The organism is Carboxydothermus pertinax (assembly GCF_001950255.1).
GTDB classification, from domain to species: domain Bacteria; phylum Bacillota; class Z-2901; order Carboxydothermales; family Carboxydothermaceae; genus Carboxydothermus; species Carboxydothermus pertinax.
Genome location: NZ_BDJK01000015.1, coordinates 1 through 15,191 on the forward strand (window position 1 = coordinate 1; position 15,191 = coordinate 15,191).

The 15,191-nt window shown below is 41.4% G+C and carries 19 protein-coding genes; 17 read left to right on the forward strand and 2 right to left on the reverse strand.

The window, feature by feature from the left end; translation table 11 throughout:
- Positions 1-179: 179 nt before the first annotated feature.
- The 10 genes from cpu_RS05240 to cpu_RS05285 all read left to right on the forward strand — a co-directional run bounded on the left by cpu_RS05240 (position 180) and on the right by cpu_RS05285 (position 9,834).
- The gene (locus cpu_RS05240; RefSeq protein WP_075858991.1) at positions 180-446 is read left to right on the forward strand and encodes a metal-sensitive transcriptional regulator; all 267 of its coding nucleotides are present in this window, start codon (positions 180-182) and stop codon (positions 444-446) included.
- Between the two features lie 16 nt (positions 447-462).
- On the forward strand, positions 463-714 hold the full coding sequence (locus tag cpu_RS05245; protein WP_075858992.1) for a cation transporter: 252 nt from the start codon (positions 463-465) through the stop codon (positions 712-714).
- Positions 715-783: 69 nt separating this feature from the next.
- Positions 784-3,288 (forward strand): heavy metal translocating P-type ATPase, encoded by a 2,505-nt coding sequence (locus cpu_RS05250; RefSeq protein ID WP_234970194.1) that lies wholly within the window; start codon positions 784-786, stop codon positions 3,286-3,288.
- Entirely contained in the window at positions 3,289-3,495 is a 207-nt protein-coding gene (locus tag cpu_RS05255) for a hypothetical protein (RefSeq protein WP_075858994.1), read from the forward strand.
- A gap of 222 nt (positions 3,496-3,717) precedes the next feature.
- Positions 3,718-4,617 (forward strand): DNA double-strand break repair nuclease NurA, encoded by a 900-nt coding sequence (locus cpu_RS05260; RefSeq protein ID WP_075858995.1) that lies wholly within the window; start codon positions 3,718-3,720, stop codon positions 4,615-4,617.
- A 16-nt stretch (positions 4,618-4,633) separates the two neighbouring features.
- A complete protein-coding gene (locus tag cpu_RS05265) occupies positions 4,634-6,487 on the forward strand; it encodes an ATP-binding protein (RefSeq protein WP_075858996.1) in 1,854 nt (617 codons plus the stop codon).
- A 5-nt stretch (positions 6,488-6,492) separates the two neighbouring features.
- A complete protein-coding gene (locus cpu_RS05270) occupies positions 6,493-7,488 on the forward strand; it encodes a metallophosphoesterase family protein (RefSeq protein ID WP_075858997.1) in 996 nt (331 codons plus the stop codon).
- Entirely contained in the window at positions 7,478-8,905 is a 1,428-nt protein-coding gene (locus cpu_RS05275; protein WP_075858998.1) for an AAA family ATPase, read from the forward strand. Before cpu_RS05270 ends, cpu_RS05275 begins: the two co-directional genes overlap by 11 nt.
- Positions 8,906-8,920: 15 nt before the next feature.
- Positions 8,921-9,184 carry a hypothetical protein gene (locus cpu_RS05280; RefSeq protein ID WP_075858999.1) on the forward strand — a complete coding sequence of 88 codons (264 nt, stop codon included), beginning with the start codon at positions 8,921-8,923 and terminating at the stop codon, positions 9,182-9,184.
- A complete protein-coding gene (locus cpu_RS05285; protein WP_075859000.1) occupies positions 9,181-9,834 on the forward strand; it encodes a P-loop NTPase family protein in 654 nt (217 codons plus the stop codon). The genes cpu_RS05280 and cpu_RS05285 overlap by 4 nt, the downstream gene beginning before the upstream one ends.
- Here cpu_RS05285 and cpu_RS05290 read toward each other — a convergent pair.
- On the reverse strand, positions 9,823-10,797 hold the full coding sequence (locus cpu_RS05290; protein ID WP_075859001.1) for a GGDEF domain-containing protein: 975 nt from the start codon (positions 10,795-10,797) through the stop codon (positions 9,823-9,825). The genes cpu_RS05285 and cpu_RS05290 overlap by 12 nt on opposite strands.
- 148 nt (positions 10,798-10,945) lie before the next feature.
- On the opposite strand from cpu_RS05290, the gene queD reads away from it, so the two are divergent.
- From queD to surE, 7 genes are read left to right on the forward strand one after another with little or no spacing between them, the layout of a single operon-like run.
- Complete coding sequence (gene queD, locus cpu_RS05295; protein WP_075859002.1) at positions 10,946-11,308, forward strand: 6-carboxytetrahydropterin synthase QueD; 363 nt, start codon at positions 10,946-10,948, stop codon at positions 11,306-11,308.
- A gap of 4 nt (positions 11,309-11,312) precedes the next feature.
- Complete coding sequence (gene queC, locus cpu_RS05300; protein WP_075859003.1) at positions 11,313-11,960, forward strand: 7-cyano-7-deazaguanine synthase QueC; 648 nt, start codon at positions 11,313-11,315, stop codon at positions 11,958-11,960.
- Positions 11,961-12,518 carry a DUF366 family protein gene (locus cpu_RS05305; protein WP_075859004.1) on the forward strand — a complete coding sequence of 186 codons (558 nt, stop codon included), beginning with the start codon at positions 11,961-11,963 and terminating at the stop codon, positions 12,516-12,518.
- Between the two features lies 1 nt (position 12,519).
- Positions 12,520-13,254, forward strand: coding sequence for a 7-carboxy-7-deazaguanine synthase QueE (locus cpu_RS05310; protein WP_077177180.1), 735 nt, complete (start codon positions 12,520-12,522; stop codon positions 13,252-13,254).
- 18 nt (positions 13,255-13,272) lie between these two features.
- Positions 13,273-13,851 carry a GTP cyclohydrolase I FolE gene (gene folE / locus cpu_RS05315; RefSeq protein ID WP_075859005.1) on the forward strand — a complete coding sequence of 193 codons (579 nt, stop codon included), beginning with the start codon at positions 13,273-13,275 and terminating at the stop codon, positions 13,849-13,851.
- A gap of 27 nt (positions 13,852-13,878) precedes the next feature.
- Positions 13,879-14,055, forward strand: coding sequence for a YpmA family protein (locus tag cpu_RS05320; protein ID WP_075859006.1), 177 nt, complete (start codon positions 13,879-13,881; stop codon positions 14,053-14,055).
- A gap of 9 nt (positions 14,056-14,064) precedes the next feature.
- A complete protein-coding gene (surE, locus tag cpu_RS05325) occupies positions 14,065-14,859 on the forward strand; it encodes a 5'/3'-nucleotidase SurE (protein ID WP_075859007.1) in 795 nt (264 codons plus the stop codon).
- Here surE and cpu_RS05330 read toward each other — a convergent pair.
- On the reverse strand, positions 14,833-15,069 hold the full coding sequence (locus tag cpu_RS05330; RefSeq protein WP_075859008.1) for an alpha/beta-type small acid-soluble spore protein: 237 nt from the start codon (positions 15,067-15,069) through the stop codon (positions 14,833-14,835). The two genes, surE and cpu_RS05330, sit on opposite strands and share 27 nt — an antisense overlap.
- Positions 15,070-15,191: the final 122 nt, after the last annotated feature.

Sequence of the window (15,191 nt, forward strand, 5' to 3'; positions counted from 1 at the left end):
CACTTTAATAATACCCGAGGGATACCCACCTTTTTCAATGCCTGTTTTAGCTTAAAAAAATATTGTGAACGATTCTCTGGCCTATCTACAATGGTAATTAAAAAAATACTTGACATTAACGACGAAATGTAATATTATAAAAGCAAATAAAATACCCCCGGGGGGTATAGGAGGTGCAAATGTACGTTCGCGATAAAGAAGGCATCTTAAGACGATTAAAGCTTTTGGAAGGACAAATTAGAGGCATTGCTAAGATGGTAGAAGAAGACCGCTACTGTATTGATATTTTAAACCAGATTGAGGCTTGTAAAGGTGCGCTGGAAAAGGTTGCCCTTTTAGTTTTGGAAGGCCATTTAAAAGGCTGTGTAAAAAGGGCAATAAAGACCGGCGAGGAAGAGCCGGTGATTCAAGAGCTGTTAGAGGTTTTAGATAAATTTATTAAATAAAGGGGGACGAGTTATCATGTGTGAAACTTGTGGAGCTCACAGCCACAATGCTGAGCAAACGGTAGTTTTAAAAGTTGAGGGCATGACCTGCAACCACTGCAAAATGTCGGTGGAAAAGGCCCTCTATAAGGTAGAAGGGGTTAAAATGGCCGCTGTAAATTTAGCCGAAGGGCTAGCAACGGTTTTATTTGACCCTAACTTAGCTACTGTTGAGCAAATGAAATTAGCGGTAGAAAAAGCAGGTTACGAAGTTGTAGGGGTACAATAAAACGTACCCCTTTTTTAACACAAAAAATTAATTAGGCGTTTAGACGCAAATTTTGGGACGGTGATGGCTATGGAGACGGTTAATTTAAAAGTTTACGGGATGAGCTGTGCAGCTTGCGTGAAAAAGGTAGAAAAGGGTGTATCGGGAATTCCCGGGGTAGAGCAGGTAGTGGTAAATCTCATCAATAATCAGGTAGCAGTAAAATATGACCCGGGAAAAACTGGTATTAAAGATTTTGCAACGGTCATTGAGGAATTAGGCTATGAGATGGGAGTTAATGACTACAAGTTCCGGGTGGAAGGCATGACTTGCGCTGCTTGCGTACAGAAAGTGGAAAAAGTGGCCCGGGGCTTTAATGGCGTCCTGGAAGCCACTGTGAATTTGCCGGCACAAACGCTTACGGTTAAAGCTTACGAAGGGGTTTTAGATGTTGGACGCCTTAAGAGGGAAATCCGGGAACTGGGGTATGAAATCTTTAATTATGAGGAAATTGACCCCTTGGCCAGGGAGCGAGAAGCCCGGGAAAAGGAAATTCGCCATCAAAGGCTAAAAATGCTGGTGGTCTGGCCGTTGGCGCTGTTGGCAATGCTGGGAACGATGCATAATTTATGGATTTTTAAATATTTCGTGCCGGAATTTTTGGGAAACAACTATTTCTTAATGGCCATAACCACGCCGGTGGTTATTTATGGTGGTTATGAGTTTTTTGTTAAAAGTTATCAGGGTTTAAAACGCGGAGTTACCGATATGAACCTTTTGTATGCTACCGGTATTGGCTCAGCCTATATAATTGCAGTGATTAATACCTTATTTCCAAAAGCTGGTTTTGGCGGACCCAAAGCTACTTTCTTTGAATCTGCCGCTCTTTTGACTGCATTTATTATCCTGGGGCGGTATTTAGAAGCTTTAACCCGGGGCAGAACTTCGGAAGCTTTAAGAAAATTAATCAGTTTAAAACCAAAAACTGCCCGGGTGCTAATTGACGGTGCGGAGAAGGAAATTCCTGCTGATGAGGTGGAGATTGGTGATTTGGTAGTAGTGCGACCCGGGGAGACGATCCCGGTGGACGGGGTTGTTGAGCGGGGAACGGCTGCTGTGGACGAATCAATGTTGACCGGTGAAAGTCTACCCGTGGATAAAGAAGAAGGAAGTCATGTTTTGGGAGGCAGTATCATAAAAACCGGTGCTTTAACCATCAAAGCAACTCGGGTGGGAAAAGAAACTTCGTTATCCCGGATAATAAAACTTATGGAAGAAGCTCAAACTACCAAAGCTCCTTTGCAAAATCTTGCCGATGTGGTGGCGGGAAACTTTATTCTGGGCGTGCATTTACTCGCGCTGGCCGCGTTTTTCTTCTGGTTTTTTTACGGCTACCAGGCGTTTTTCACTCCTGAAACCCGCTTTTTAATGTCTCCCGCGAAGATTGCCGAAGTAGGGGTTTTTGGTTTTTCCATGCTGGTAAGCTTAACGGTGCTGGTAATTTCCTGCCCCTGTGCAGTGGGCCTTGCTATGCCCAGTGCTATCATGGCGGGGACCGGTAAAGGAGCCGAATACGGAGTTTTGTTTAAAAACGCCGAGGTAATTGAAAAAATGACCAAAGTAAAAGTAATAGCCTTTGATAAAACCGGCACCATTACCAAAGGAGAGCCGGAAGTGACGGATCTCATTCCTTTCGAAATAAACGAACAGCAACTGCTTGAACTTGCTGGAGTAGCCGAAAAATTATCGGAGCATCCCCTGGCTCAGGCCATCGTCAAAAAATACCGCGAGGTAAACAAGGCTGAGCCTGCAGAGCCTACGACCTTTCATAATATACCAGGAAAAGGAATTATTGCTTCCTTTGCCCGCGTCAATATTCTGGCGGGGAGTGAAAAGTTTCTGCTGGAAAACAATGTCGATACGGCGCTTACCAGAGAAATTGCCGAAAAACTAAAAGCTGAAGGGAAAACCCTGGTTTATTTTGCTGCCGATCATCGGTTAGTCGGAGTTATAGCCCTTGCTGATACCGTTAAAGAAAGTTCCGCCAAAGCAATTGAACTTTTAAAGAGAAAAGGATACATTCCGGTAATGCTGACCGGGGATAATGAAGTTACCGCCAGGGCTATTGCCCAAAAGGTGGGAATTTCCGAAGTGGTGGCCGGCGTCTTACCCGAAGGCAAGGTGGAAGCAATTAAAACTTATCAGGAGAAGGGATATCTGGTAGCCATGGCGGGGGACGGTATCAACGATGCACCTGCCTTAACAGCTTCCGATGTGGGGATAGCCATGGGTACCGGTACTGACATTGCCAAGGAAGCTGGAGAAGTGGTTGTGGTAAAAGGGGACCTATTAGATATTGTCAATGCTTTAGACATTGCCCGGGCAACTTTTGGTAAAGTCAAGCAAAATTTCTTCTGGGCTTTTGTGTATAACACCCTGGGAATACCTTTTGCAGCGGGAGTCTTTTATCCCTTCACCCATTCCCTGGTAAGCCCGGAGCTGGCTGCTCTACTGATGGCTTTTAGCTCGGTGTCGGTGACCTTAAATACTCTACTCTTAAAAAGATTTAAGCCTTCCGGAAAGGCGGTGGTGTAAATGACCGAGCAAGAGGCTTTAAAGAAAAGCCGCGTAGTGTACTGGACGTTATCATTATTAACGGGTTTACTCTTTTTGGGGCTGGCTTTCTTAACGGGTAACTACCGGCCAACAGAGTTAATTGGCGGTTTTCTATGGGTAACTTTTTTAATGCTGATAGTTACAATGCCATTGGTGATACCGTATTATAAAAATAAGGCAAAATAAAATTAAGGGCTGACCGCTAAAAAACCGGTTCAGCCCTTTTTTATTTACTTAAAATGGATTAGAGTTGGATACGGTGATTTGTGGTAAACTACTATTATTATCGATTGTCTGCCCGCTTCGGAAGAAAAAATATTTTTTTTTTAAGTAAAGGTAGATTGAAATATGTTAATTGGTGCAGGGATTTAAAAAAATAAGACGAATTTATTTATCGAGGTGAAACGTATGTTTGATTTAAGCCCGGAACTCCAAAATAAACTTCGTGAATTAAATAGTTTATTAAAAAACCGCCGGGAAAATTTAAAAAACCGGGTGGCCATAAGAGAAATGCTTAAAAAGCGTGGAGCTAAATTTATTAGCCTTAAGAATTATGCCAGCAACGAAAACCTCCTCATTACCGGAATAGATGGTTCGGTAAATTACTACGGAGTCTACCCCTATCGCATCTTTTTTTTCCAGGCCTATGCGGCAACTCCAAAAGGCGATAAAATTATAGTAAGCGATGTTAAAGCACCTTTTTTAGAGGATAAACCAGATGATGATCCCAAAGATCGTGTGCTGCCGGCTTTAGAGCTTGAAGCTTCTTTAAAAGCAATAGACCGGTTTAAGCCGGATGTAATGCTTTTTGATGGGGGGTTTATCCGTTACCGCCGGCACGCTCCCGAAAGGTGGGAACAGGTGGAAAAGGCCCTTTTGGAAAAAGATGTCTTAGGAATTGGAATTATTGAAGAAGCCCAGTCTCAGGCAATTGCCAAAATCTTAACCGACCGGATAGGGATTTACGACCGGGAAATTCTTTTTGGCCTATTAAACCCCGGAGAGGCGCTTTTCTTTGACGAAACCTTAAAAGAAGGTTTCTTTACGGTTTTTGCAAGACTTAGCAGGCATCCCCAGGCTATTGCGGTGGATTTTTTAGAGAGTCAAAAAGAGCGGGCGAAGATGGCTTTAGAGCTTTTATATGCTCTAACTCCAGAAGGTTCTCGCGGAATTCCTTTTTTCCTTGATGTCATCGATTCCAAGACTAAATTATCGAAAGAAACGGTAGAGATACTCCTTGCTTCTTGTTTTGACCGGGAAATCTTAGAGTTATACTTACGACCGCTTCGGGAAGAGCGGCTGCTTTAAAGGGGGTGAATATGTCTTGCGCGTTATTGGTATTAGTACCCAGCAGTTTGTTTATCTGGCTTCGGAGAAAAAGAAGTTTTCGGTAAATGAAATCTTAATTGTAGAAGATCCCGATTTAGGGAATTTACGTGGGGTAGTAATTGAAGCCAAATCTCTAAACCGCTATCTTCCCTTATCTTTTGAGAAAGGTGCGGTTTTAGACCAAAAAGTTTTGGAGAGCTTAACAAAACTTGGGTTTAATCTTGGAGAAGAGGAAGTAAATATTGCTTATGTGCGCTTGTTAGATACGGCATCCTTTCCCATAAAAGTAGGAGCAAGCGCCCGGATCCCAACTTTTGCGGAAGTTTCTGACCTTTTGGTACGACAAACCCCGGATAAAGGACTTATCTTAGGAGAAATTGCCGGTAGTGAAGCTTTAGGCCCACTACCGCCGGAATATTCTAATTTGTATTGTCTCTTAGAAAATAACGAGCCAGTAGCAGGCAGGGGTGTACCTTTTATTTTTGATTATCGTTCCATGGCCGATTACCCTCATGTGGGGATTTTTGGCGGTTCGGGGTCGGGAAAATCCTTTGGTCTAAGGGTGTTTTTAGAAGAACTGATGGCTAAAAAAATTCCTTGTCTTGTTTTTGACCCCCACGGGGAAATGGAGTTTTCTGAACCCTATCCGGGAATCCCCAAAGAAATTGCCCGGGACTACCGGGAGCGGTATCTTGCTTTAAAAATCGGTGAAGAAGTGGGGATACGTTTTTCCGACCTTACCACCCCGGAGCTTATAAGCCTTTTAAATTCAATAAGCGGCATCAGTGAATCGATGGAAAGTGCTGTGGAAGCACTGTTTGAGCCCGGGCGGGACAGTGAGATTACTTTTTCGGATAAATTAAAAGCTTTAATTGAAGCTTTAGAAAATGAAAAACAGTTTAAAGGCTCAACTCTTTCCGACTATTTAGAAGGGGAAGCTCTGAAAAGGTATCTTTACGTCCGGGATATTTACGAAAAATATGGCTACCGGGTAAACCAGTACCAGAGCTTAAAAGGTATTCTCTGGCGCTTTGAAAGCTTAAGGGCCAAAAATCTCTTTTCTAAATCCGTCTCATTAGCCGAATCTGCCCTTTTGCAGAGAAAAACGGTAGTAATTCGAGGAAATTTAAGCCTTCTTAAAATCTATTCGGCGTATATAATAAGAAAAATGTACTATGCCCGGAGAAATTATGTGGATTTACGCACCTTTGGGGAAGCGGGCGAGTATTTTCCGCCGTTTTTCATTGTTACCGATGAAGCCCATAACTTTGCTCCTAAAGGGGATAAGGAAACCCCTACCCGCAGGATATTACGGGAAATAGCCCAGGAAGGACGAAAGTACGGGGTATTCTTAACTCTGGCGACTCAGCGCCCTGCTTTGTTGGACGAAACCATAACCGCCCAGCTGTCTACCAAATTTATTTTCCGCACGGTCCGAGCAACTGACATTGGCACCATCCGCGAGGAAACCGATATTACCGGGGAAGAAGCGGCGAAACTTCCCTACCTGCCTTCGGGTTTAGCTTATATAAGCTCTGCCTGGATTGGAAGGACCATCCCGGTGAAAATCCGGGCAACTCATACTAAAAGCCCGTACACCGAAAATCCCTTTGATGAACTAATAGAGCAGGGAAGTAAAGCTGATGAGAAATTATTTGCTGCCATAAAAAAGTTTCTTCCCCTTAAAACCACTTCACTAAATGCTCTTTTACCTTATATTGGTGATGAATTAGGAAAGGAAATAAGTTATGATGAGGTTTTAACTTTTTTAAATGACCAGGTGGAAAAAGGTATCCTTATTAAAACAGATCACAACCCTTTTGGTTACGAGTATGCCTTAAAGGAGTAGAGAAAATGCGCTTTTTGTATATAACCGATACCCATTTTCGGGGTAATTCGCCCCAGAACCGGCTGGATGATTTTCCGCAAACTTTACGCAAAAAAATGGAGGAAGTGGTCCAAACGGCCCAAAGCTTTCAGGTAGATGCGGTTTTTCATGGGGGCGATTTATTTGAAGTACCCAACCCTGCCATTAATGTGGTGGGCGATGTGGTGCGTTTTTTAAAAGATCTGAGAAAGCCTTTTTACATTGTTCCCGGTAACCATGATCTTTTCGGTCAAAATCCCCAAACTTTAAGTCGCACCATGCTGGGGTTACTGGGGCAGGTGGGGCTTATAAAAATTCTAGAAGCTGGAGAAAAAGTGTTTTTTGAAGAGAACGGGATAAAACTCCAGCTTACCGGTCAGGGATACCACTTTGACCTTGATACCGAACGCGGCCGGGAAGGCTATCTGGTAAAAAATAAAGAAGCGGATTTAGCTATCCACATCGTTCACGGGATGCTGTTAGATCGGCCGTTTCTCCAGACAGTGGCTTATACCTTAATTGATGATATAAAAGATACCCAGGCCGATTTAACTTTAACCGGTCATGCTCACTTAGGTTTTAAAGAAGTTACCGTAAATCACCGCAAATTTTTAAATCCCGGGGCCTTGGTCCGGACTACTGTACTGGCAGCGGAAGTAAACCGTAGGCCGCAGATGGTTTTAATTGAAGCAGGGAGAGACGGGATTACGACAAAGCTTTTACCTCTAAAGTCTGCCCTTCCCGGGGAGCAGGTCTTAAATATTGAAAAAGCAACGGAAATGAAACTAAGAGAAGAACGGCTGGCCCGGATAAAAAGCGAAGTGCGCACCTCCGGCGATTTTCGAAGCCTAAAACTGGAAAACATCTTAAAAGAAATCGCCCAAAAAGAGCAACTTCCCGAAGAAGTCCGGATTGAGGCAATTAAGCGTATAGCGCAAGCCGAAATAGAAATGGCCCGGGAGGGTGGGGAAGATGTATCTTGAAAAATTAATTTTAGTTAATTTTCAGTCCCATAAGTACACGGAGTTTAATTTTGAGCCAGGCTTAAATGTCATCGTTGGGGAATCGGACCGGGGTAAAACTGCTGTTTTAAGGGCTTTACGCTGGCTTTTTTATAACGAACCTAAAGGTACAGAGTTTATCCGGGTGGGGGAGAAAGAGGCTCGGGTGACAGCCTATTTTTCCAATGGCTTGATTCTTTCCCGGGAAAGAAGTGAGCGGAAAAATCGTTATGTTTTAATGAAGCCCGGGGAAGAACCGGTAGTTTTTGAAAAATTTGGCCAGGAAGTTCCACCGGAAATTGTTGAAGCTTTAAGGATTCACAAAGTTCGCTTAGATAAAGATTGGGAAGTCGCTTTAAACCTGGGAAGCCAGTTAGAACCTCCCTTTTTACTGTTTGAATCGGGTACCCGTAAGGCTAAAGCAATTGGCCAATTTCAGGGAGTTCATTTGTTAGATTATGCGGCCAAAAGTGTTTCCCGGGACATTAGAAGTATCGATGAGGAAATCCGTTATAAAAACAATGAAATTACTGCCTTAAAGGAGAAACTTACCGAATTTACCGATTTACCGGAATTATTTGCCCAACTAAATAACTTAAAAACCCGGAAATTCATTGCTAAAGATGCTTTTGAACGCTTAAATACCTTAAACGCTCTTTGGGAAAATTTAATTCAAACCAAACAAAAGATTAGAGAAAACCAGCAGATATTAAAAACCTTAGCGACAGTATCCATAGAAAAGTATGAAAAGATTGAAGCCCTTTATAAACATTACCAGGATTTAACCAGGCTAAAAACTACCTATCAGGGAATTATTTTAAAGAAAGAAGAAGCTATGGAGATTGTTAAACTAACTACTACAATGCCAGAGGTTCAGGAACTTCACAGCGATGCCTTAAACCTTTACTTTAAGGTTAAAACCTTGCGTCAACTTTTGGAAAAATACCAAAAGAGCAGAGAGCAGAGAAAAAGGCTTATGTTCTTTATCCGCGAATTAAAACCTGTAGAGGAGACCAATCAAGAGTACCAAAATCTTTTGCCAAAATATAGATTATGGCAGGATTTGGTTAAAAGTCAGCGGGAGTGGCAAAAGCTTTTAAAACACAAAAACTACTATGCCGGGATAATTTATAAATACCGGAAAATTCCTGAAGCTTCGCAAAAAGTAAAAGAATTAGAAGAAAAATTAAAACGATACGAGGAGTTTTGCCACCTTTTAACTACCCTGCAAACGATAAAACATAAAAAAAAGGAACAGGAGAAAGTAGTTGAAAAAATTACCCGGCAGGTTGTAAATCTCCAAAATCAGTACCGAGAAGAACTTTTAAAAGCGGGCCGGTGCCCAACCTGTAATACCCCTTTAGATGAAGCAACCGTTCGGAAAATCATTTTTTCGTAAAAGGGAGGAGATAGAATGAATTTTGAAGAAAAGCTAAATCAGTTAAAAAAGGGAATAGACGCTGCCTTAAACCATAAAAACCGGGCGGAAGCCCTGTTAATGCATGTCCAGGAACAGGAAAAGGAGCTTTTACGGCAAATTGCGGAGCTTGGAGTAGAACCGGACAAGCTGGAGGAAGAGATAAAACGGCTGGAAGAGGAACTTACCAGGCAAATTGCCGCAATGGAGCGGGAAATTCCCTGGGATTTAATTGAAAAGTTAGAGGCGAAGACTAAATGATGGAAAAATTAACCAAGCTCGAGACGGCAATTAATCTTTTAGAGCAACATTATCTCCTTCGTCAGGGGCAAAAGGCTCAACTGGAAATGGAACTTCAAGAAAAAGAACAAAAGCTACAGGAATTAGCAAAAGAAAGGGAAAAACTGGAGAAAACCCGGTATCTTTTATTAATTGCCGGGCAATATGCCCGGGAACAGGCCAAAAAATATTTGGAAGATATTGCTACCAGTACTCTTCAGTACGTTTTCGGTCCCGAAATATCTCTGGAAATTGAACTTGCCGAAAAGGCAGGGTCCAATACTGCAGAATTTTATGTAGTTTCGGATTATGGTAGCCTTAAAGTTAAAAACCGCCCTGAGGATGCTCGGGGCGGTGGTGTAGTAGATATTTTATCTTTAGCTTTACGCATCTTTCTTTTAAGTGCGGTAGAGCCAAAGATTGAAGGTCCGCTCCTTCTAGATGAACCGGGGAAACATGTTTCGGAGGAGTTTATTGGGTCCTTGGCGCTGTTTTTAAAAGAAACCTCCCGCCATTTTGGCCGCCAGGTAATCATGGTAACTCATAACCAGCACCTAGCAGGCATTGCCGATAAAGCTTTTTTGGTAGAATTAAAAGAGGGAACTTCCGAAATTAAAGAGTTAACTATTTAGAAGGTAAACGGTATTCCGCCCTTTATTTTTGGCTTTATACAGGGCTTCATCGGCAATTTTTACTACATCCCAAAAAGATTTGGCATTTTGCGGGTAGTGCCCAATCCCTATACTAAGGGTAAGGGGTATTTTTTGGTTTCTGGCCACAGCATGGCGGATCCGTTCCGCAATTTGGCGGGCTTTTTCCGGGGAGGTTTGCGGCAGGATAATAAGAAATTCTTCCCCGCCAAAGCGAAAAACTTTATCCTGGGTTCTTACCGAGCTTTTTATGCTAGTGGCGATTTGTTTTAAAGCTTCATCTCCGGCCAGGTGTCCCAGCGTATCGTTATATTGCTTAAAAAAGTCTATATCCGCCAGCAAAAGGGCATATTCAAGACTTGACTGGCTTGCCTGCCAGTCAAGCATTTTAGCTTCTTCTTCTAAAAGACGGCGGTTGTATAAGCCTGTTAAACTATCGGTATATGAAAGCATAAGTAGCTCCTTTACGTTTTTAACCTCGGCGCTTTCAAGGTGTTCTGAAAATTTTAATGGCAAAAGGGTTTTATAAAAGGCCAATTTTAAAAAAATTTCTGACAAGGCAATTGTTAAGAATGGTTTAAAAATACTTGTCAAATCAAAAGGGGTGTGATAAAAAATAGTAGAAAGTAGCATGCCAATAGGGATCGCTAGAAAAAAAAGCGGGAAATACGAATTTTTTATATCTTCCACATAAAAATAAACGCTTAAAAGTAAGACCAGTGGATACGATAGGCTATTTCTCCAGTTGAAGATAAAGTAAAAACTACTAAAGATATAGATGGTTAAAATAACCGTGTAACGGTTTAAGGGTTTTTTTAAAGTTAATCCATATCCGGTAAATAATATTCCTAGAGTGACTGCAAAAGGCGTAACCAAGAGGGATTTATAATCGTTTAAGAGAAATAGTAAAAAAATAAGAATCAACATCATTATTTTTTTGTTCATAACCTTCACCAAACCTTGTTTAAGACTGCTAAAAATTAAATTCAATAAATTTCCTTAAATACCTGCTAAAGTTAACCCAAAATTTACCAACAAAAATTGCAATAGACTGCAATAAACTTGCAAAAAATATTCACGGAGGTAGAAATTAGTGTTTAAGATATCCGTTTCGACAACTTTTGATGCAGCTCATTTCTTGAAAGATTATGACGGAAAATGCGCCAATTTACACGGCCATACCTGGCGGGTAGAAGCTGAAGTGGAAGGACAAACTACCAACGATTTAGGTTTATTGATTGATTTTGGAATGATTAAGGATTATTTAAAGGAAATAACATCCCGTTTAGACCATAAACTTTTAAATGATGTTTTGCCGGTAAATCCCACCGCGGAAAATATTGCCCGCTATATTTACCAGGAATTAAAGCCAAAGCTTATGGTTTATCCGGAAATAAAATTATGTGCCATTAAAGTTTGGGAATCTCCCAACAATTCTGCTACTTTTATGGAGTGATAAGATGGAAAAGGCTATCGTTTTGCTTTCGGCGGGACTTGATTCTACCGTATCTCTTGCCTATGGAGTAAAGACTTTTGAAGTTATTTTGGGTCTTACGATTAACTATGGCCAAAAGGCAGCGAAAAAGGAAATTGAACACAGTCAAAAAATCTTAAACTTTTACGGGATACCTCAGGAAATAATAGAGCTACCTTTTTTACAAAAAATTACCAAGACTTCGCTGGTGGCGGAATGCGAGGAAATACCAGCTAATGTAGATTTAGAAAGTGATGAAGCGACAAAAATATCGATGGCAAAGGTTTGGGTTCCCAATCGAAATGGCCTTTTTATTAACATTGCGGCGGCCTACGCCGAAAGTTTGGGGGCAAAATATATAATAACTGGATTTAATGCCGAAGAAGCTCAAACCTTTAGCGATAACTCTAGGGAATTTGTGGAAGCCAGTAACTTGGCCTTAAGCTATAGTACTTTAAATAAGGTGGAAGTGGTAAGCTTTACGCAAAATCTTGAAAAGGCCGAAATCTACCGCTTAGGTATTGAACTTAAAGCACCGCTGGACCTTGTGTGGAGCTGTTATTATGGTGGAGAGGAAATGTGTGGGAAATGTGAAAGCTGTCTACGCTTAATCCGGGCTCGAGGAGGAAAGTAGATGTTTACCCGCTTTATCGACCAAAAAATTGATTACGACGGATCGCAGTTAAGACCGCATTTTATTTATGAAAATTTTGGGCTAATTGGCGATGCCATCATTGCTTTTCGCGGTAAGGCCAGTGTGTTGGACCATCTGGTGGATTTAGAAGATAAAAAGAAAGAGGCTTTTATTTACAGTGAAGATATGCTCCACTTTATTGTGGAACATTTTGATTTAGATTTAGAAAAAGCCGTTTTAAGGCAAAGGCTGTTAATAGCCATTATTAAAGAAACCCTTGAAGTTTTTATCGATAAACCAATTGTGCGTATGGGCGATGATTTATTTATCGATGACCGCAAGCTTTCCGTATCCATTGCTACCAAATCTCTGGTTTCTACCTTAATTCATACTGGTATTAATGTAAAAAGCGACAATGCCCCGGTAGCAGCAATTGGCCTTAAAGATTTAGGTCTGGAAAATCGGGTAGAATATCTGGGCCGCTTTATTGTACAACGTTACGGCATGGAAATGGAATCGATAAATTTAGCCAAAGCTAAAGTAAGAGGAGTTTTTTAAAATGAAGTTAGGTGAATCCATGGCAAGCATCGTAGAAATCTTTCCGTCTATCCAGGGAGAAGGATTATCTGTAGGGGTTTCCACTCTATTTATTCGCTTTTCCGGATGTAACTTAAATTGTTCTTATTGTGATACCAAATATGCTAAAGAAGAAAAAGAAAAATTCACGGTTACTAAAGAAGATGGTACCGTTTTAGAATTTTTAAATCCTGTAACTCCAGAAAGATTAGTAGAAATTTTAAGAGAAAATTACGATTTTACTTACTTTCCCCAACTTGCTTTAACCGGAGGCGAACCTTTACTTCATGCTTCCTTTTTAAAAGATTTTTTGGCAAAATTATCCTATCCTGGAGATGTCCTTTTAGAAACCAACGGTACTTTGCCTGAAAAGTTAAGAGAAGTAATTAGTTATATTGATATTGTGAGCCAGGATTACAAGTTTAAACCTTTTGTTACTGAGGAGTTTAAAGCTGTCCACCGGGAGTTTTTGCGAATTGCCATCTACAAAAAAACGTATGTAAAAATGGTTATTTCCCCGGAAGTTCAAGATTTACCGTTTAATGAAGCTATTGATACTATAGCCCTGGTAAATTCTAAGATACCTTTAATTTTGCAGCCGGTAACGCCTATTACTTACTCCCTTGATTTTCTTTTCCAAAAACAAAAAAAGGCTTTAGAAAAGCTCTGGGAAGTTCGCTTAATCCCCCAGGTTCATAAACTTTTACAGATAAAATAATGTACTGGAGGCGTATCAATGGTAGATAAAGAAAAGATTGAGATAGCAGTCCGGATGATTTTAGAAGCTATCGGTGAAGATCCGGAGAGAGAAGGGCTTAAAGATACTCCGAAAAGAGTTGCCCGGATGTATGAAGAGGTTTTTGCGGGATTATCGCAGGATCCCTCGGAACATTTAGAGCGGTATTTTGCCGAAGAACATGAAGAAATGGTTCTGGTAAAAGACATTCCCTTATATTCCATGTGTGAGCATCATCTGTTGCCCTTTTATGGTAAAGCCCATGTGGCATATATTCCCAGAAAAGGCAAGGTTACCGGACTTTCCAAGCTAGCCCGGGTAGTGGAGGGTTTTGCCAAAAGGCCGCAACTGCAGGAACGGCTTACCAGTCAAATTGCCGATGCCATTATGGAGCGGTTAAATCCGCGGGGGGTACTGGTGGTGATTGAAGCGGAACACATGTGTATGACTATGCGGGGGGTAAAAAAGCCCGGTTCTAAAACTATAACTTCAGCTGTTCGGGGGATCTTTGCCACGTCCGTTGCAACCCGCGCGGAGGCTATGGCGTTAATTGGTCATCAATCACCGCTACGCGATTAATTGGATATAATAAAAGAGGTGAAGGAAATGAGTGAGAAAAAAGAAGGAAAATTGGAATTAATTGCCCAAAAGCATTTTTCTTCCTGGGATGAAATGTATCTAGTAGTGGATTTTTTAAACAAGCATTTAAAAGATAAAAAAGTAATGTTTGGCTTAAATAAAAAAAACGGCGAGATGGTTATGTCCATTTATGAAGTAGAGTAGGTGGGGACTGTGCGGCTATTACTAACCAATGATGATGGAATTTATGCCCCGGGGATTAAAGCTTTAAGGCATGTTTTGGAAAAAGAAGGTAAATATGAAATAACCGTTGTAGCGCCCGACCGGGAAAAAAGTGCCACCGGCCATGGGATTACCGTGCACCGGCCGCTTAGAGCTTTTGATATTACCTTTAAAAACAGCCAAGTACGGGGTGTTTCGGTGGACGGTACTCCAGCGGATTGCGTTAAACTTGCCGTTGAAGCTCTTTTGGATAAACCGCCGGATTTAGTTTTATCCGGGATTAACTCCGGTCCCAATTTAGGTACAGATGTGTTATATTCGGGGACCGTTTCGGCGGCTATTGAAGCGATGATTAATGGCATACCGGCAATAGCGATTTCTATGGGTTCTTTTGCTTTTGAAGATGAAGAATACTTACGGGCGGCAGAAATTTTTGCCCGGCTTTTGCCCGAGATTTTAAAGCATCCCTGGCCCCGGGATACTATTTTAAATATCAACATTCCTAATGTGCCCCTTACCGAAATAAAAGGGATTGCCATTACAAGACTTGGGGTGAGAAAATATATCAACGTTTTTGAAGAAAGAAAAGATCCCCGGGGACTATCCTATTACTGGATGTCCGGGGAAGTGGTAAATTACGAAAACGGCCAGGATACTGATACTGCCGCTCTTACCCGAAAAGAAATTTCGATTACGCCGGTTCATTTTGATTTAACCAACTACCGTTATTTAAACGAGCTTAAAACCTGGGTAAAAGCTTTAGAAGGGGCCTTGGCCACGGGCTAAGGCCTCTTCAGCTCTTTTAATCATAAGCTTTACCATATTGCCCCCTATTTTGCCGCCTACCCGGCCGCAGTCGCGGCTTGGAACATTACCCCAGTAATCTGTAGATGTGTCAATTTTACTGGTAATCCCCAGTTCCGAGGCGATTTCGTATTTAAGGGTATCGGCAACGTCAGCAGTTAAAAGTGTACCCTCGGGTATAAATTTTGCCATTTTACTATCACCCTTTCTTTTTTATTTTTAGTATTACTGCCGGCGACGGTGAATATTTGCAAAAAATAGTGGTAAGAATGTTATTTTTTTTATATAATAAAATCGAACATATATTCGAAAGA